Origin of the sequence: Runella sp. CRIBMP (assembly GCF_009905605.1) — a bacterium.
Lineage (GTDB): Bacteria > Bacteroidota > Bacteroidia > Cytophagales > Spirosomataceae > Runella.
The window spans coordinates 233,328-251,910 of sequence record NZ_JAAAKZ010000001.1 but is presented as its reverse complement, the minus strand read 5'-3'; the positions used below and the strand labels follow the sequence as shown (position 1 = coordinate 251,910).

General features: G+C 45.0%; 20 protein-coding genes. 16 read left to right on the top strand and 4 right to left on the bottom strand.

Annotated features, from left to right (window positions below):
* Nucleotides 1-72 precede the first annotated feature (72 nt).
* Entirely contained in the window at nt 73-327 is a 255-nt protein-coding gene (locus tag GVN20_RS01065; RefSeq protein ID WP_166556559.1) for a hypothetical protein, read from the top strand.
* A gap of 105 nt (nt 328-432) precedes the next feature.
* Here the strand turns inward: GVN20_RS01065 and GVN20_RS01060 are convergent, their stop codons facing one another.
* The 3 genes from GVN20_RS01060 to GVN20_RS01050 all read right to left on the bottom strand — a co-directional run bounded on the left by GVN20_RS01060 (nt 433) and on the right by GVN20_RS01050 (nt 2,565).
* On the bottom strand, nt 433-1,092 hold the full coding sequence (locus GVN20_RS01060) for a porin family protein (protein ID WP_166556558.1): 660 nt from the start codon (nt 1,090-1,092) through the stop codon (nt 433-435).
* A 165-nt stretch (nt 1,093-1,257) separates the two neighbouring features.
* Nucleotides 1,258-2,016, bottom strand: a complete 759-nt coding sequence (locus GVN20_RS01055; RefSeq protein ID WP_206023172.1) for a ThuA domain-containing protein — start codon at nt 2,014-2,016, stop codon at nt 1,258-1,260.
* Nucleotides 2,017-2,121: 105 nt separating this feature from the next.
* Nucleotides 2,122-2,565: a sterol desaturase family protein gene (locus GVN20_RS01050; RefSeq protein ID WP_166556557.1), complete on the bottom strand. Its 444-nt coding sequence runs from the start codon at nt 2,563-2,565 to the stop codon at nt 2,122-2,124.
* A gap of 156 nt (nt 2,566-2,721) precedes the next feature.
* Between GVN20_RS01050 and GVN20_RS01045 the strand changes: the two genes are divergently transcribed.
* The 4 genes from GVN20_RS01045 to GVN20_RS01030 all read left to right on the top strand — a co-directional run bounded on the left by GVN20_RS01045 (nt 2,722) and on the right by GVN20_RS01030 (nt 6,824).
* The gene (locus GVN20_RS01045; RefSeq protein WP_166556556.1) at nt 2,722-4,446 is read left to right on the top strand and encodes a M3 family oligoendopeptidase; all 1,725 of its coding nucleotides are present in this window, start codon (nt 2,722-2,724) and stop codon (nt 4,444-4,446) included.
* Nucleotides 4,447-4,620: 174 nt separating this feature from the next.
* Nucleotides 4,621-5,985 carry a M28 family peptidase gene (locus GVN20_RS01040; protein WP_166556555.1) on the top strand — a complete coding sequence of 455 codons (1,365 nt, stop codon included), beginning with the start codon at nt 4,621-4,623 and terminating at the stop codon, nt 5,983-5,985.
* Nucleotides 5,986-6,277: 292 nt separating this feature from the next.
* Entirely contained in the window at nt 6,278-6,418 is a 141-nt protein-coding gene (locus tag GVN20_RS30085; protein ID WP_409033833.1) for a type II toxin-antitoxin system HicA family toxin, read from the top strand.
* Nucleotide 6,419: 1 nt separating this feature from the next.
* Nucleotides 6,420-6,824, top strand: a complete 405-nt coding sequence (locus GVN20_RS01030) for a hypothetical protein (protein WP_166556554.1) — start codon at nt 6,420-6,422, stop codon at nt 6,822-6,824.
* On the opposite strand, the gene GVN20_RS01025 is transcribed toward GVN20_RS01030, so the two are convergent.
* A complete protein-coding gene (locus GVN20_RS01025) occupies nt 6,821-8,311 on the bottom strand; it encodes a DUF1501 domain-containing protein (protein WP_166556553.1) in 1,491 nt (496 codons plus the stop codon). The genes GVN20_RS01030 and GVN20_RS01025 overlap by 4 nt on opposite strands.
* 83 nt (nt 8,312-8,394) lie before the next feature.
* Here GVN20_RS01025 and GVN20_RS01020 point away from each other — a divergent pair, with 83 nt between their 5' ends.
* The 11 genes from GVN20_RS01020 (at nt 8,395) to GVN20_RS00970 (ending at nt 18,575) form a co-directional block, all read left to right on the top strand.
* The gene (locus GVN20_RS01020) at nt 8,395-9,483 is read left to right on the top strand and encodes a sensor histidine kinase (protein ID WP_166556552.1); all 1,089 of its coding nucleotides are present in this window, start codon (nt 8,395-8,397) and stop codon (nt 9,481-9,483) included.
* A gap of 169 nt (nt 9,484-9,652) precedes the next feature.
* A complete protein-coding gene (locus tag GVN20_RS01015) occupies nt 9,653-10,288 on the top strand; it encodes a response regulator transcription factor (RefSeq protein WP_166556551.1) in 636 nt (211 codons plus the stop codon).
* On the top strand, nt 10,285-10,872 hold the full coding sequence (locus tag GVN20_RS01010) for a hypothetical protein (RefSeq protein WP_166556550.1): 588 nt from the start codon (nt 10,285-10,287) through the stop codon (nt 10,870-10,872). The genes GVN20_RS01015 and GVN20_RS01010 overlap by 4 nt, the downstream gene beginning before the upstream one ends.
* Before the next feature lies 1 nt (nt 10,873).
* Nucleotides 10,874-11,620 (top strand): hypothetical protein, encoded by a 747-nt coding sequence (locus GVN20_RS01005; RefSeq protein ID WP_166556549.1) that lies wholly within the window; start codon nt 10,874-10,876, stop codon nt 11,618-11,620.
* Nucleotides 11,621-11,854: 234 nt separating this feature from the next.
* The gene (locus tag GVN20_RS01000) at nt 11,855-13,489 is read left to right on the top strand and encodes a hypothetical protein (RefSeq protein ID WP_166556548.1); all 1,635 of its coding nucleotides are present in this window, start codon (nt 11,855-11,857) and stop codon (nt 13,487-13,489) included.
* Nucleotides 13,490-13,708: 219 nt separating this feature from the next.
* On the top strand, nt 13,709-14,737 hold the full coding sequence (locus tag GVN20_RS00995) for a serine protease (RefSeq protein ID WP_166556547.1): 1,029 nt from the start codon (nt 13,709-13,711) through the stop codon (nt 14,735-14,737).
* A gap of 59 nt (nt 14,738-14,796) precedes the next feature.
* A complete protein-coding gene (locus tag GVN20_RS00990; RefSeq protein WP_166556546.1) occupies nt 14,797-15,738 on the top strand; it encodes a trypsin-like peptidase domain-containing protein in 942 nt (313 codons plus the stop codon).
* 44 nt (nt 15,739-15,782) lie between these two features.
* On the top strand, nt 15,783-16,064 hold the full coding sequence (locus tag GVN20_RS00985; protein ID WP_206023171.1) for a hypothetical protein: 282 nt from the start codon (nt 15,783-15,785) through the stop codon (nt 16,062-16,064).
* 322 nt (nt 16,065-16,386) lie between these two features.
* Complete coding sequence (locus GVN20_RS00980) at nt 16,387-17,136, top strand: hypothetical protein (RefSeq protein WP_166556545.1); 750 nt, start codon at nt 16,387-16,389, stop codon at nt 17,134-17,136.
* Nucleotides 17,137-17,145: 9 nt separating this feature from the next.
* Nucleotides 17,146-17,559: a hypothetical protein gene (locus tag GVN20_RS00975; RefSeq protein WP_166556544.1), complete on the top strand. Its 414-nt coding sequence runs from the start codon at nt 17,146-17,148 to the stop codon at nt 17,557-17,559.
* Nucleotides 17,556-18,575 carry a sensor histidine kinase gene (locus tag GVN20_RS00970; RefSeq protein WP_166556543.1) on the top strand — a complete coding sequence of 340 codons (1,020 nt, stop codon included), beginning with the start codon at nt 17,556-17,558 and terminating at the stop codon, nt 18,573-18,575. The genes GVN20_RS00975 and GVN20_RS00970 overlap by 4 nt, the downstream gene beginning before the upstream one ends.
* The last annotated feature ends 8 nt before the right edge of the window (nt 18,576-18,583 follow it).

The following is an 18,583-nucleotide window of genomic DNA, read 5'->3' as shown; positions in this document are numbered from 1 at the left end:
GTTCCCCAAAAAGACTGGCATGGGTTTTTGATTTTTCTACACATTCATATCACTAAAATAAACACCAAAATCATGCAAACACCAGCTCCAGGGCAAGAGCCCACACCGCCACCTGCGCCACCGCACCCGTCGCCCGAGATTAAGCCACATCCGGCCCAGCCAGAGATACACCAACCTGAGGTACCTATTCCCTCGGTTCCGCCCGAAATAGACCCCGACAAACAAACAAATCCAAACCCACAAAAGCACGAGATAAACGGGCAGGAAGAAATCTTAAACAAGTCCAACGAAGTGGTAAATGGGCAAAAAGACGTTTTTGAGAAATAACCTTGTCAGGAATAAAATAAAGAAGGGTTAAAGGGGATGAAAGCAGAAAATTGCTTTGGCCCTTTAACCCTTCTTTATTAAGCCGTTAGGCTTTAACTATGTAGTCTAAAACGCAAAGCCAATGGTGGCTTGCAACAGATTAAGTTTGCGTTCAAATTGCGCCTGTGCCTGCGGGTTATCCAATTTAAGTTTAACAACATCCGTTAAATTTCCCTCGTAGCGCAGGTCAAAATTCAACTTACCTACGTCAATTCCAATCCCTGCCTGATACCCCAACGATGCACGACGAAAAGCGTCATCAAACGTATCTTCGTTGGTATAATCATTGAAAGCATCTTTCAAATTTCCGCTGTTGCCGATATTAAACGCCGCTACAGGGCCCGCATTGATACGCAAAAAACGCGCAATTTTAACCCCAAACATCAATGGAAAATCTATATTGGACATTTTGAAACTCTTGGTAGTGGTGGCAGTACCATCGTACAGGCTAAATTGTCCGCCTTTTTGGGAAAACATAATTTCGGGTTGTACATAAAAAGTACGGCCAATTCTCATAAAAATCCCTCCCGTAGCTCCCCATACTCGGTTGCTTTTATCACTCAATTGCCAGGTGTTGGCGTTATTACCGAGTGATAAATCATTGCCTCTCACCTGCGAAAGATTCGCCCCTGCCCGAAGACCCAAACTAAAAAATTTTGTTCCATCCTGCGCCCAAGATACTCCCTGAACCAAGAGTAATGCCAGCAGTAATACATTCGTTTTCATGATTTTACTATTTTGTTTCGATTCATAGTAAAAAACGCATTCCAACGCGTATCAGGCGTTAAACTGGGGAATTCTCTCCTCAAAAAAGCCCAAAAAAAACGCAGCCGGCCCTTTAAGATAAAGAACCGACTGCGCGTGATTGTACTAAATTACCAACGTAACCCCTTACATCGGTTTCTTTGCGGATTTACGACCCATCGCATACTCTATTCCCCCCAGCAAATGTTGCACAAATAAGGGTTCAACATACGACTCATCTGTATGGCCTCCTCCTGTATAGAAAGAACGGCCTCCATCAAACTCACGGTACCATATAAACGGGTGGTTTACGCCATTGGCACCTCCCTGGTACGTACTTTCATCGAGCGTAGCTAAGACTTTGATACCTAATATTATCTTTTTATAACTGTAAAGTTCGTCAAAACGCTTCCAGCGGTCGGGCAGCATCACCGTAGAAGGGTGCGTATGGTCATGGACTACCACATCCACATTTTGCTGCTTGGGGTGACTCAAAAAATAAGCGCCAACCAATTGATTGTACCAAGGCCAGTCATATTCAGTATCAGCCGCTGCGTGGATGCCCACAAAACCGCCACCACCGCGAACGTATTGTTCAAAAGCGGCCTGCTGTGTTTCGTCCAGAATATTACCCGTGGTACTCAAAAACACAACTGCCTTATATTTTTTTAGATTTTCGAGCGTAAAAACGGAGGCATCCTCAGTAGTATCTACCGAAAATTTATTCTGTTGCCCCATCAGCACTAGGGCTTCTCTTCCCTTCGGAATAGACGCATGACGATAGCCTTTTGTCTTGGAAAAAACCAAAATGGCGTCTTTGGTCGCAGCAACTTTTTTCTTTTTCTGTCCAAACGAACTGATTGAAAGCGCAAAAAGTAACGCGCAGAGATAAAACGTATTTCTCATAATTGTCCAGTATTTTCAGATAAAAGAAAGGCTCTCCACAAAACTACTATTTGACTTTTAAAGAAAAAGGGCCGAGGTAAACAGCCCCACGATTCGGCCCCGCCCCTACGATTTTTCGTATTTTTTGGGGGCGTATAAAAATCCGAAGGCTTCCGCGCCGTCGCGCTCATGCACTTTGTGGTGTACATAATGCGCCCGAATGATGCGGTTTAAGTAACGATTTTTGGTTTTGAATTTGATTTTAACCCGCCGATGCACAATCACATCATGAAAAATAAAGTAAGAAATACCATAAAGCGTAATACCAAAGCCCACGTACATCAACCAACGCAGGGATTCAATTTCAGAACCGATCACAATTAGGGCTGTGGCCGTAACTCCAAAAATAATCCCGAACAAATCATTGGTTTCCCACCATCCTTTATGATGCACATGGTGCGATTCGTGCCAATTCCACATCAATCCGTGCATAATGTACTTGTGCGCAAACCACGCAAAGCCCTCCATAAAAACAAATGTTCCGACAACCAGAAGAATATTTAAAAACATAACGGCTAGTAGTATACTGATAAACAAAGATTTACAAATAACTTTTCAACGGTCTTTATCTAGGGTCAATTACTTGTTTGACATTCTTTGTTGATAAAACCATTTTTTGGCTTCCTTTGTTAGTGAACAAAACCAAAACATTGCAAAATTAGCTTTATGTCAGCAATAACCATCCCTCAACGTCCCGCACGTACCTTTTTGGGCGAAGAATTTGAATTAACAACGTGGGAGCAACTGCAGCCGTTTTACGAAAACCTTAAAAAACGCGCAATTTATTCCGTAGATGACCTGCGCCAGTGGTTTCTGGACAAAAGCGAATTAGAGTCTTACCTTTCCGAAAATTTTGCGTGGCGTTATATCCGCATGACCTGCGACACCGCAAGTGAGCAGTACCAAAAGGAGTTCAACGATTTTGTGGAAAATTTCCAACCCCACCTTTCCGCTTACGGCAACGAGTTGGATAAAAAAGCGTTGGAAAGCCCGTATTTGGGCGAATTGAAAGACAGCGGCTTCGACATTACACTGCGGAGTATGAAAAAAGCGATTGAAATCTTTCGTGAAGAAAACATACCGATTCAAACCCAAATCCAAACCGAGCAGGCCAAATACGGGGCCATCGTTGGAGCCATGACCGTCAACATCGATGGCGAAGAAGTAACCCTTCAAAAAGCCTCTGATTATCTCCAATCCACCGACCGTGTCCTGCGCGAACTGGTCTGGAATAAACTTCAGGTGCGCCGATTTGAAAGCAAAGACCAATTGGATGAATTACTAAACACACTACGCGATTTACGGCATCAACTGGCTGTTAATGCAGGTTTTGCCAATTTTCGTGATTATATGTTTGCCGCACTGGGCCGCTTTGATTACACGCCACAAGACTGCTTTAACTTCCATGAATCGGTGGCCGAAGCCGTGGTGCCTATGCTCAACGACATGGCCGCTGAGCGCAAAGAAGCCCTCCAACTCGACAGCCTGCGCCCGTGGGATTTTAAGGTAGACCCTCAAAACCGCCCGCCGCTCAAGCCGTTCAGCACGGGGGAAGAATTGTTGGAAAAAACCATCACCTGTTTCACCCTTCTTAATGCCGAATTGGGTGATTATCTACGCGTAATGAAAGCCATGGGCCACCTCGACCTCGAGTCGCGCAAGGGCAAGGCACCGGGCGGGTATAACTATCCGCTGGAAGAAATCGGTGTGCCGTTTATCTTCATGAACGCCACCTCCAACCTCCGCGATTTGGTCACGCTGCTGCACGAAGGCGGCCACGCCGTCCACAATTTCGTCACGCGTGATTTGCTGCTCAACTCCTTCAAAAACCCACCCGCCGAAGTGGCTGAGCTGGCCTCCATGAGCATGGAATTGTTGACGATGGACTATTGGAACGTCTTTTTTGACAACGAAGAAGACCTGCGCCGCGCCAAAATTCAACATTTAGAGTCTATCATCGAAACCCTTCCGTGGGTGGCTACGATTGATAAATTCCAGCATTGGCTATACGAAAACCCTGCGCACAGTATTGAAGAGCGCCAGACGATGTGGCTTCAAATCTACGAGCAGTTCAGCGATTCCATCACCGACTGGAGTAGTTTTGAGGAGTTTAAAAAATACATTTGGCAAAAGCAGTTACACATTTATGAAGTGCCCTTTTATTATATCGAATACGGCATGGCGCAGCTGGGAGCCATCGGCGTATGGCGGAATTATAAGCAAAACCCACAAAAGGGTTTGCAAGGCTACCTGAATGCCCTCAAACTCGGCTACACGGCCCCTATCAGTGCCATCTACGCCGCCGCCAACATTCCGTTCGATTTCTCCAAAGAATACATTACGGAGTTAATGAATTTTGTGAGGGAAGAATTGGAAGGGTTGAAAGGATAAGAGTTAGCTTCTTCACCATTCGCCAACTATAAATTCCTGTAAATCAAAAATTTACAGGAATTTATTTTTTAAGTCCTTCGTGTTATGCCAATTTTCTACTTTGCTAGGCATAACAACTCTAAAGCCCTATTTTTGTACGCTTTCGATTCTCCAACCGATAAACCGTCAACACCTTTGAAAAAATCGCTCTTCCTCCTCCTCTTCATCAGCACAACCGCTTTATCCCAGACCCGCGAAGATTCCATCATGATTCGCAAAATCTACAACGAAGTACTCACCAACGGACAGGCCTACGAATGGCTGCGGTATCTCTGCAAGCAGGTCGGCCCGCGCCTCAGCGGCTCCATCGGCGCCCAAAAAGCCGTAACCTATACCAAAGAGCTTATGGAAAAACAGGCTTTTGACCGCGTGTTTTTGCAGGATGTCAAAGTGCCGCATTGGGTGCGTGGGGCCAAAGAAAATGCCTACATCAAAGTTGGCAAACAAAAGATCAACGTTCCCATCGCCGCTTTGGGGGGCTCGGTCGCTACCGCTCCCAAAGGCGTAGAAGCTGAAGTGATCGAAGTAAAAAGCTTTCAGCAACTGCGCGAGCTGGGCAAAGACAAAGTGAAAGGCAAAATCGTCTTTTTCAACCGTCCCATGGACCCGACCAAACTCAATACCTTTGAAGCGTACGGCGGAGCCGTAGAGCAACGCGCCAACGGGGCCACCGAAGCCGGCAATCTCGGTGCAGTAGGTGCCATTGTGCGCTCGGTCACTACTTTACAGGATGACGTGCCGCACACGGGCAGTATGCGCTACGCCACGGGCGTGCCGTTGATTCCGACAGCAGCCATCAGTACCAACGCCGCCAACTTATTGAGTCAGAAGCTGAAAGAAAACCCAAGCCTTACGTTCTATTTCCGTCAACACTGCGAAACACTCCCCGACGCTGACTCACACAATGTAGTAGGCGAACTCAAAGGCAGTGAAAAGCCCGAAGAAATCATCGTTGTGGGCGGGCATTTGGACTCGTGGGATTTGGCCGAAGGTGCCCACGACGACGGCGCGGGCTGTGTCCAATCCATCGAGGTTTTACGCCTTTTGAAAGCCATCGGCTACACGCCCAAGCGCACGATTCGGGCGGTGATGTTTATGAATGAAGAAAACGGTCTGCGCGGCGGTGTGAAATACGCCGATTTGGCCAAACAAAACAACGAAAAGCATATTGCGGCCGTAGAATCCGACAACGGGGGCTTTACCCCTCGCGGCTTCGGCATTGTCGGAAAAGCCGAGCAGAAAGCCAAAATAGCCGAATGGAAATATTTACTCTCCCCATACCATCTTCACGAAATCGGGCCGGGCGGGGGCGGGGCCGATATTGGACCACTGGCGCAGTCGGGCACGGTACTTTTTGGCTATAAACCTGATACACAACGGTATTTTGATTATCACCACGCTGCTAATGATAATTTTGAGAACGTCAACAAACGCGAGCTAGACCTGGGCACTGCGTCAATGGCAGCCATTATTTATTTGTTGGATAAATACGGGATTTAAACTTGTGGGTGCTGCGCTGCTCGTGCGGCAGGTTACTCACAACCTGCCGAGAGAACGTGCCAAAGATTTTCGGATTTGAGAATCCAGAAGCACATTTCCACTTTAATTTTGATAAGTAGCATAAAAGCTACCTGAAAATTTGCAATCAGGTAGCTTTTATGCTACCTTTGTATAATAACTCTCAAACGTATACTCCTCCCGATAAAAACTATGAAAGAAAAAACTAATTTACCCCCCAATAATTTCTATGAATGCCAAACAGGTCATCAGACTTTTAGAAGAAAACGGATGAATTGAAGTAAGACAAAAAGGCAGTCACCGTATTTTCAAACATCCAACGATTACCGACAATATTCCGGTAGCAGATCATGGAAATAAAGATATTCCGATAGGCACATTGAAAGCTATCCTGAAAAAAGCAGGCATTAAATAAAATGCGATTAACAATAATTATAGAAAAAGGAGACGGTGAGATCTGGGGACGTGTAGAAGCTCCGGGATTTCTGAACGTCACCGTGGGCAATTCTGAAGCAGAAATTACCCAAAATATGCTTGAATTGATTGAAGATTTTTTAGAAAACGAGGGAAAAGAACACGAATATTGGAAAGGTGTCACCCTTGAAAGTATAGAGTTCGATTATCGCTACGATTTAACAGCGTTTTTCGATTTATTTTCCCCTCTAAAAATCAATTCCATCGCTGAAAAAGCAGGTATCAACAAAGCATTAATGAGACAGTATGTTTCGGGTGTGAAGCATCCTTCCGCCCAGCAGGTTCAAAAAATTGAATCTGCCATTCATGCTTTTGGTCAAAACCTGATGAAAGTATCATTAATTTAAGCCAAAATCGGCTTGATGACCTTCCCCGCCACATCCGTCAAACGGAAGTTTCGTCCTTGGAAAGGATAGGTAAATTTTTCATGATTGAAGCCCATTAAATGCAGAATCGTGGCCTGTAGATCGTGGACGTGGGTACGGTCTTTGACGCCATAATAGCCCAACGGGTCGGTTTCACCGATGGAAAAGCCTTTTTTGACACCCCCGCCCGCCATCCAAACCGTAAACGCCTCCAAATGGTGGTCGCGGCCTGAGTAAGGTAGCACCTGTCCATCGCGGTTTTCCTGCATGGGGGTCCGACCAAATTCACCACCCCATACGACGAGCGTCTCGTCCAATAAACCCCTCATTTTAAGATCTTTCAGCAACGCCGTCACGCTTTGGTCGGAGGCTTGGCACTTTTTATGAAGGCCAATTTCTACCGAGCCATCTTCACTTGTGCCATGCGTGTCCCACCCCCAGTCAAATAATTGCACAAAGCGCACCCCGTTTTCGACGAGTTTACGGGCCAGTAAACAGTTCATAGCAAAAGAACCTTCGCCCGGTTTTACGCCGTACATATCCAAAATGTACTGCGGTTCTTTGCTCACATCCATCACTTCTGGCACCGACATCTGCATCCGAAACGCCATTTCGTATTGGCTAATACGCGTCAGAATTTCGGGGTCTTTGACTTCTTCATAAGTCTGTTTATTGATTTCGTTGATGGCCTCAATGGTTTGCTTCCGAATGTCGCGGTTCATCCCCTGCGGGTCTGAAACGTACAAAACGGGGTCACCACCCGTTCGGCATTGTACACCCTGATACACCGTTGGCAGAAAGCCGCTCCCCCACACAGATTTACCAGCGTCGGGCTGTTTCCCACCCGATGCTAAAACGATAAAACCGGGCAGATTTTTATTCTCTGACCCCAGTCCATAAACTGTCCAAGCGCCAATGCTCGGGCGGCCCAAACGGGCGCTGCCAGTGTGCATCAGCAACTGCGCGGGTGCGTGATTGAACTGGTCGGTATACATGGCCTTGACGAAAGAAACATCGTCGGCCACGGTTTGTAAATACGGCAGATAATCCGAAATCCACGCGCCAGATTGGCCGTGTTGGGCAAATTTTCCCTTCGGCCCCAACATCTTGGGAACGCCTTTAATGAAGGCAAACTTCTTTCCCTCCAGAAATTCCGCTGGACAGTCTTTGCCGTGGTATTTTTCGAGTTCAGGTTTATAGTCAAACAGTTCTAACTGTGACGGCGCGCCCGCCATGTGAATATAAATCACTTGTTTGGCTTTGGGTGCAAACTGCGGCAGTCGTACTCCCATGGCATCAGCTGACTGAAGCGGTGCCGAGCTCGCCTCTTCTTTTCCAAAATACCCACAACTGCTTAACAATGAACCAAATCCTAACGACCCGATTCCTGCGCCCAGTGTTTGCAGAAAATACCGCCGCGTTTGGCGCTCCAACTCGGCAGCTTGAAGTTCTTTCAGTAACTTTTCCATGATTAAAAAAGGGAACAATAGAGGAAAGTTACCCAAAAACCTTAATTTGCAAAGGCATTATCCTGCGAATTATTTTTAAAATCATGAACAAAACGGCGATCGGGGCAGGCGCGTGGGGATTGATTTTTTTTGTTTTCATAACGGCAACGGCGCAATCCACGCCCTCCATCGTATCTATTCAATCCAACGGGAAAGCAAAAGTTGTTTCTACCGACTCCGTGGTAAAACTGGCCGCGTTGGAAAATGATCTGCACATTGAATGGAAACCCTGCGATTGTACCTACCGCTACTACACGGCTGGATTAGACCCCGATACAGTTACATTAAACCACCCTATTGCACGCTACAACAATCTTAAAGGAGGTGAGTATCATTTTTGGGTACAGGCACAACAAAACGGCCAATGGTCAGAGCCCGCCCAAATCACGCTCGAAATAGAAGAAAGCATCATGGAAGAATGGTGGTTTTGGCCCGCCGTAGCGGTGTATGTATTGCTGTTGGCAGGCGCGGCGATTTACTTTTTTCTGCTGTATAATTTTCGCCAAAAACTCAAACTGCAAAGCCTCCGCAACCGCATCGCCGCCGATCTCCACGACGAAGTGGGCGCGACCCTAAGTAGCATTGCCATTTCGACGCGCTTGGTTGAAAAAAAATACGGGCAACAAGCTCCAGGAATGCTGTCTATTTTACAACAAATCAAAACCGACTCCGAAGAAACCATCCAAACCATCCGCGACACGGTCTGGACACTCAACCCCAACAATGATTCTACGGAGCAGTTATTTGAAAAAATGCGCTCGTTGGCGTTTCAATTGCTCACTCCACAGGATATTTCACTGAGTTTTAATAATCAACTTTCTTCTACCGAAACAACCCGACTCCAATTCAGCATGGAGCAACGTCAAAATCTTTACCTAATTTTCAAAGAAGCCCTCAACAACATCCTCAAACACGCTGAGGCAACCGTGGTGAATGTTACGCTCAACATGAACGGACAAGAACTTCTCATGACCATAGCTGACAACGGCAAAGGATTTGACGCTACCCAACGTTATGAGGGCAATGGCCTCAAAAACTACCAAAAACGTGCCTCCGAGAGCTTTATGGAGGTAAAACTGGGCTCAAACCCAGGAAAAGGCACCCAATTGGAAGTCACAGTCATATCTATATAACCTCATACTCACCCCACCCAAATTGGGGGGGTGACCGTTCGATAACTTTCGGGATTTTTGTTGCAAAGTATCAAGCATAAAACTTTACTTTTAACAAAGGGTAAAAGTCATAGGAATAAGTGCTATTTGGACCTCTTTCTTCGTCTCTTTGTTTCTGACTCCCAAGCCTATGATTCGCGTCGTACTCTTTGAAGATAACAAAAGCTTTCGCCAAAGTCTGTCGCTGTATCTGGCTGGCTCTGACGAGGTATTTATGTGCGCTTCGTTTGGCGACGCCGAAGGCTGCGTGGGCAAAATCAAACGCTACAAACCCGATGTAGTGTTGATGGACATTCAGATGCCGGGTATCTCGGGCATTGAAGCCTTACAGGAAATAAAAGCGGCCTTACCCGACACGAAAGTGCTAATGCAAACGGTTTTTGATGATGACCACCGGGTCTTTGCGGCCATCTGTGCGGGGGCCAACGGTTACGTACTCAAAAACCCCGACCCCGAAGTAATGTTGCAAGCCATCCTAGATGTACATAGCGGCGGCGCATGGATGACGCCAAGTATTGCGGCTAAGGTACTACGGATGTTTCAACACCAATTTGTAAGAACGCAACCGACTTACGTATCGCTCACCGACCGCGAACGTGAAATTTTAGGCTGTATGGTCAAAGGAATGAGTTACAAGATGATAGCCGACGCCTGTACCCTGAGCTTCCATACCGTGCATTGGCACGTTAAGCATATTTATGAAAAACTCCACGTCAACTCCGCGCCTGAGGCCGTAGCCAAAGCAATTGAGGGGCGATTGATTTGAAAAATAAACAACACTTTACACAAAACAATACTATGGACTTTTTTTTCGACCAAGGAAAGCTGCTTCGCAGCAAAAAAACAAAAACAATCCGAGCATTTTTTAGCCCGATTGACCGCCTGTTCGGTGATTATGAACTCCGCAAATTATATCCACCACGTAAGAAAAAAAGTGAAAGCTTAGCAAAGCTGCTTTACCGTAAGAATTCTTCAGGTGAATTATTTCAAATCAAATGTGACGAAGTAATAAAACAACTGGAAAGCTCAAGTTCCCTTTTGGGCCTTATTATCAGTGAAGTAAATCACGAATTGATCCTAGATTATTTTTGGGCTTCCCCCGAACACCTAGCAGACGAAATAAAAAATTCCATCTCAAAAACCGATTCAGCAAGAAAAAAAGCGAATATCAAATTTCCTATTCTCATTTTAGAACCTACTTATCTAAGACAGATAGTTTTTGAAATTGAAGAATATATTGATGCCCGCATTGGTCAATACAAGGATGGAAGGTATGTAGTGTTTTTACATCCTAAGCGCAATGAATCTGATATGCCTATTCGAATACCACGACCACCTCAAGAAGAATAACATGTTGGACATCTTAGAAGACTCCCTGCGCTATTCAGCACTATTTATTCTAACACTCAAAGTAGGGATTTGGACTTTTGCCTTGACCAAGCAGAAGTATCTATCCTCTTATCCAACCAAATGGTTTACCGTTTGGATAGGATGTTGTGCTTCATTAGCACTTATTGAATGGGTGTTGGTTGAATATATTTTTCATGACTCATTTCCCTACTATACGACCCATATTAGGCCTTTTACGAAAGCGCATAATGTAGATCATATGACTTTCCTTAACCCTCTTCACTATTTTGCCCGTTTTACTTTTATTGGCCTTTTTTTTCGAGATTTAGTCAAAAACAAAAATTGGAAGGCCTTTTTTGGTTATGCTGTTTTAGGGCTTATTATGTTTGAATTGATACAGGTTTTTGTTTTTAAGAGTTATCGGGGCTACGATTCGGTATCCCCTACCGTAAAAAATATTTTCGTTTTAGCTGGTTCAGGGCTAATGTTATATCGCATTTATATTCACCCTAATATAAGTGTAACACTCCATAAAAATCTTTATTTCTGGATTTTTATGGGCCTTTTCCTTCCCGCTTTGGCTGAAGTGTTTTTGGAATTTATTTTTACAAAACTCTATCAAACCGATACCATAAGTTTCTATAAATGGTACTTGGTACGGAATGCAAGCCAAATTCTGGGCCTCATCTTACTAATGGTCGGCATCTGGCAGTACAAATTCTTGCGTTTTCTGCCCAAAGAATATTGAGATTTTGAAAACTCAGGACTCAAATCCTGCCTATCGTTTTATCAACAACCACCCCCTTCAGGGTGGTTGTTGGCATTTTAATGACTTTCAAATACCCCCCAAATTGGTGGGATAGACAAATAAGATTAATGTGGAATTTTGAGGCATTGAACATGCTTTCTTGCTGGCACCTGCAATAGCATGCGTGATAGGTTTTTACGACAAATAAACCCGAAACATTAATCTTTTACAATCATGTTAAACCTCAGATTAAAGCCAATCAAAGACAATTTTAAACCTGTTGATTTCGACAAAATTATACTTTGGCCATGGCGAAGGTGCAAGGTTAGAATTTTAATTGTGTCAGATGGTGGTATCGCATTTGGCAATAACGATTTTGGGTTAGCAGAACTCATCACCAAAGCCCTCAATACAAGTAGCAGACCCTTTGTGGATTTTGTGATTACAAAGGCACATCGAGGGGTAGGTACAGGAGCTGATATAAATAACTTTAAGTTTGACAACTCACAGGTGCCCGCACCAGCCGCCGCTAAAGCCTTCAATAATACTAACTATGACCAAGTTTGGCTTTTTGGTGTTCAGAGAAGCCCAATACTCCCCACCGCAGAATTGCTGGCTATTACCAACTTTATGGAAGCAGGTGGGGGAGTTTTTGCCACTGGCGACCACGAAGATTTAGGGAAAGCCATGTGCGCAGAGATACCGCGTGTCAGGAGTATGCGCAAATGGTATTGGCCTAATGCTCCAGCAGGCCGACAAGTAGCCCCTGATGGAGGCTCCGCAAATAGACTAGACACAACCGTCGTTGGAGATACTGCTGGTTATCAATTCAATGACCAATCAGACGAAACCCCGCAAAATATTATTCCTCGTTTTTTTACGATCGGGACGTCGGCTGTTCCTCACCCACTACTTAGTAAAAGTAGAGGCGTGATTCGATTTTTACCAGACCATGCACACGAAGGCGAGTGTGTAGTCCCCAGTAACCTAACTGAGAAAGTGCTGCCAGGCGATATGCGCGATGAATACCCCGCCGCGATTGGTGGGGGCTCAAGAGTAAGCCCCCAATTGGTGGCAATTTCATATTCTGGTGCAGGAGCCTTAACAGATAGCTTCAAACCTGCGGTTAATCCGCGATGTTTTGGGGCAATTGTAGCCTATGATGGGCATTTAGCGGGCAAGGGGCGTGTTTCGGTTGATGCCACTTGGCACCATTTCTTAAACATAAATCTAAATGGAGAGGGAAGTACTCGGGCAGGAGATACGGGTTTTTACGTCAATGGCAATCCGACCCCAGAATATGAAGACATCAAACAATATTTTAGAAATATAGCTTTGTGGATTAGCCCCACCTACCTACAACGCTGTTTTAGATTTAGATATATCTATTTTATCCGTTATAAATTCCCGCTTATTTGGGAGGTTAGACCTAATCCAAAACCCAAATGGGAGGAAATAATAGAGGTAGGTCAACAAACCCGTAAAATGATACAACAAACCTTCTCCGACACCGAAGTAGTGGAAGCAGCAAAGACATTTGTGGATTTTCTGGGCGAAAAAGAGCCACATGTGTTGAGTAAACTCCTTAATATTTCTATTGCAAATGAAGAAAAAGCCAAAACAAAAACGCCCCTTTTGTCGGAAGATACGGTTATAGATGCCCTCCTGGGGGGAGTAATGCAAAGCATTGTAAACTCGTTACCCGAATTTCCGCAAGAATCTGCACAACTCTTTACTGACAAATCAGACGATAAAAAACTGGAAATACTCGTTCAAGAAGGGGTTAAATTGGGCGTAGATAGCATAGTAACAATACTAGACGAACAGGTAAATACCACAAAGGTTCTGAAAGAATTGCTGAGTAAATAGGTACTTGTTTTTTCAACAGGTATGAAGCCACTTCCATAGAAGTGGCTTTTTTTAATTTATATACCCTCCCAAATACCACCCGAATTGGCGGGCACAAACCGCCATAAAAGTCAAGAACTTTGTCAAGGTATTTAAAACGGCTTCCAGCTAAGCACTGTGCGGCTGGCGTGATAAGTTTCTACAAGAATGTCACTTTTCAACCTTTAACTTTTTCTAAAAATGGCAACTGATTTGGTAGTTGGACAGCCTATGTCGGCTGAGGAAATTAAAAAAATGACTGCTCAAAAAGCAAAGACAACGCCTCCAATGATAAGCCCTGTGGTTAGCGAGGCCGTGATTTCTTCGGAGCCCGTTCCTTTGGGTACCCGGGTGTTTCCTGTGGGTGGTAAGTCGGTCGGTTTTAAAGCATTTACAAAAGCAGAATTAGCAACCATTGCTGAGCCTTTAGAAACAAAAGGCTTCATTCCAAGTTTTGCAGATTTTGAACCTAAGGCAGCGGCTGAATCTAAAAAAGATGCCCTTCCTGCTTTTATTGACCGTAAAAGCTTCATGAACGGTGCAGATATTGAAACGATTTTCAGTCCTGACGACCGTCGCGTGTTCAACAGTACGGCTTATCCCTGGCGCTGTTTTGGTCGGGTCGAATCTTCACTTGGCTCGGGTAGCGGCGTAATGATTGGCCCACGTCACTTATTGACGTGTAGCCATATTGTGGATTGGAAACCCAACAATACCACTGGCTGGCTGAAATTTACCCCTGCTTATTACAACGGCAGTGCTCCTTTTGGAGCAGCTTGGTCGACCTTGACCTATTATAAATACAAAGTTTCTGGAGCAGGGGGCGTGGATTACACGGAGCTTCAATACGATTATGTGGTGATTGTTTTGGATAGAAGAATTGGTGATCAAACGGGATGGCTGGGCAGCAAATCTTACACCGACAGCTGGGATGGCGGCCTTTATTGGTCTCACGTTGGGTATCCAGGAGATTTAACGGGGGGCCAACGTCCTACTTTCCAGGGGAATTTTGCCTTAAACGGTGCTGATGAACTTGCCGACGCCCACCAATATTTAACCCATAAAGCCGACGTTTGGCCGGGCCAATCGGGAGGCCCCTTCTTTGGTTGGTGGAACAGTTCACCCTATGCCGTAGCTATTCAAAGCGCCCATAATGCTTCGGCCAATTTTGCGAGCGGTGGCAGCGATATGGTCAATCTGGTCATTCGAGCACGAACCGACCACCCCTAGTCCAAATTTATTTTTCATCTGATTAACATTCATTCTTTAAACCCTTAAATTCTATCAAAATGATGAATCTTTTTGAAATGAAAGGTGAGTACCTTTCACTTGCTGAAACGCAGAATGTAGAGCAAAACAGCCTCCTCGCCCGTCAAAATGTTGTAGGTGTTGCCATTTCGCACAAAGTCAAAAATGGAAAAGAAACAGGCGACCCTTGCTTGACCGTTTATGTTGAAAGTAAACTGGACAAAAGGTTGATTGATACTGACGAATTAATTCCTTCTACAATTGGCAACTTCAAAACCGATGTAATTGAAAGCGGCACCATCATGGCAGGCAGCCTCTTAGAAACCACCCGTCGCCAGCGGCCTGTACAGGGTGGCCTGAGCGTGGGCCATTATAAAATTACGGCGGGGACCATTGCTACCTGTGTAAAGGACATTACGCCGTCGATTGGCAAAACCCCACGGTTTTATATCTTAAGCAATAATCACGTGTTGGCAAATTCAAATGATGCCTCACTAGGAGACGCCATCTTACAGCCGGGCCCCTACGACGGAGGGCTCAATCCTGCTGATGTAGTAGCGAAATTAGCGCGTTTTGTCCCGATTAACTTCGCCGCAGGATCTACCAATTTGGTGGATGCCGCTATTGCAGAAGGCGATTTCAACGTACTCAACCGCGAAATCAACTGGATAGGCTATTGCAATGGCACCGCGTTAGCGAGTGTAGGGATGATTGTTCAGAAATGTGGCCGTACTACCGCACATTCTACTGGCAAAGTCCAAGCCATAAATGGTACAATAAATGTTAATTACGGAGGCGGCAGAGTGGCTCGATTTGTGAATCAAATCATCACCTCCGATATGAGTGCGGGCGGCGATTCTGGAAGCCTAGTATTGAACATGCAAAACCAAGCCGTAGGATTGCTTTTTGCGGGCTCTTCAATTATTACCATCGTTAATCCTATTGCCCCCGTTATGTCATCATTGGGTATCAAATTTATCTAATATTATTCCGACCTTTGCCTTCCCTGGCAAAGGTCATTTTTCTTATGAAACAAATTCTGCTGTTTTTCGGGATTTTTGTAGCTACTTCCTGTTCGTTTGAAACCAAAAAAGATAAAACCATGAAAATCGAAGATGTTGTTCAAAAAGCAAATCCTTGGCTCGATTATGCAGGGGTAGTGGGGGTTGCCCAATCGGTGGAAAAAGGGAAAGACATTATCTTGGTACTTGTATCAAGCAATACTGACTCTCTGAAAAAACAAATCCCTAAAACGTTTCATGGGTATCCTGTCATTTTAAAGTACGTAGGCGAAATTAATGCCCAATAAAATAGTACGTCTGTGTTTATCATACTCCCAAACACATATTTATGACCCAAAAACCATCGTGCTAACGCGATCAAAGTTTTTTAAAAGGGCCCATTATTCATCCTTGGGCCAATGATTAAAGTACTGTTTATTCATTCAAAGTTATTGTAAAACCACGGCTCACCTCAAAGTTATTGACTTTGCCCACAAACTCCGCTGCTTTGGCCACAAACCCTTGCTAAAGCATCCATCGGTAGGTTGATTTGTATCGTCTAACTGGCACGCCTGTTAGCAGCCCTGAAAAATTTTTACAATCCTTTGAAAGATAACCAGTACAACTTTTATGAAATTATTTTGTCTATTCCCCCTGATTGTTTTTAGCACGTTTGTCAAAAGCAACGCCCAACAGGATTCTGTAGCCATTCCCGATCCTGATGAATTTAAATGGCATTCACATATTTACATCGGAGCGCCGTTCGTCAATTTTAACATAACGCATTATCCACACCTGAGGCAGGCATTTAAAAGTCAGGGGGTTGGGTACTCAGCCGTCCAATTCAACACCATCGCTTCCTACGGCGGTGCTTTGCAGGGAGGTCGTTATAAGTTTGGGGTAGAAGCCATCTATGGGCTTCCAGGAAGCGATACAAAAAAACAAACCAAAGTCACAGGGAGTTATATAGCGTACTTGTTGAATGCTGGCTATGCAGTTTTTTTTGAGCGAAACCGGCAGTATTTTATCAACATAGGCGTAGGCAGGGTTGAATCCACCGCCAGCGTATATACGACCGATGCCTCCCAAACACTGGCCTTTAATAATCTCCTTTCTACACCCATCGTTGGGCAATCGCCCGCATTGGTCCATAAAAATACTTTTTTTGAACTTTCACTGGAGCGAACCATCCGGCCCTCTCGCCCCGTCAGCCTAAACTCGGTCTTTCGGATAGGCTACCGCTTGGGAATAAACACCGTACCCTGGAAAACAGACAATAATATCCTCCTTTCCAACGCCCCCGTTGACCGCATACATCAGGTATTTATCCAAAGCATCTTCGTCATCAGCAAAAGCCATAAACGGAAGTCAAAAGTCTGATATACAGCCATGAAACTCCGAACAATTATGCTGCTTTGGCTTTACTTTCCTAGTTTTGGAGAGGAACTACCCTCTGTCGAACGGGCAACAGTGGTGCTGTACCGAAGAAAAGATTATTTTGGCTCAGACTTTACGGTGAAAATAAACAGTCAGGTGGTTACACAACGGTTCAGCAATAACGAATACTTTCGGCTGGAAGTCCCAGCGGGAAAGATCAGGATAGAGACCGAAGGCGATTTTATTACCGAAAAGAAAAGCATGATATTTACCGTCAATGCCAACGAAACGCTTTTTTTGAAAGGCATTGTCGATTATGATTACTTGAGCAATGCCCTCTATTTTAAACGTACCGCCAGTGACCAAGCGGCCAAAGAAATGACCAAATTGAAACCAGACGAAACCGCCCTCAAAAAAGTCGAATGAAACCCTTCCCTTACAGCCGCTTAGTGTTCCTGTTGTTGATGATTACGTTCAGCGGTTACCTGGGGTTTTTGCTGTACGTAAGTCTAAAAACGCAATTCAGCAATGATGGAGAAAGCCTGAGCGGATTCGGTAAGTTTTTGGCGAGCTATGTACTGTTGGTCGCGGGAGTTTGGACAATAGGCTGGCTCAATTATCGTGGTCCTTTTCGGTGGTGGCTCTTAGCCTCTGAAAAACGTTGGTGGTATTGGACGTGGATAGTGGCCCTTACTTGGTTGGTGTTTGAACTACTGCAGCTCCGTCAAGACAGAGAGCTAGAATTTGTGGACGAAAACAGCTTGGTCACGCTGGTGTTGATGGGAATCATCATCGGTTTTGGGTACATCGCCGATGCTTTTCGGGCACGTCGGGAGCAGTTGGTGTTGCAGCAACAAAAAACGGAAGCCGAACTGACCGCGCTGAAATCGCAGATCAACCCCCATTTTTTGTTTAATACCCTCAACACGATTTACAACGAAGCCGCCGGAGCCAACAACGATACCGTTGCTGATTTGGTACAACAATTGGCGGGTATCATGCGCTTTACCTTGCAGGAATCAGCCAAACCGTATATCAGTATTGAAAGTGAGTTAGCTTTTTTGGACAAATATCTCACCCTACAACGCGCCCGATTGCCCCACAGTGACAGCATTCGCTTAGACATCCACATTGAATACGACGGCCAGCCTGCCCAAATCGCCCCGTTGCTGTTGATTCCCTTTGTGGAAAACGCGTTTCAATACGGCATCAGCATGAAGCATCCATGTTTTATTCGTATGAAACTATACGTTGAAAATCAGACCCTTGATTTCTATCTTCAAAATAGCACAATTGCCAAGGAAGCCCATCGCAAAGGCCACGGCGTGGGCATCGCCAATGTACAACAACGCCTGAAATTACTCTATGCCCACCGACATACACTGAAGATAAAAGAAGAAAACAACGTTTTTGAAATACATTTACAAATGGATCTTTACTGATTTTGAAA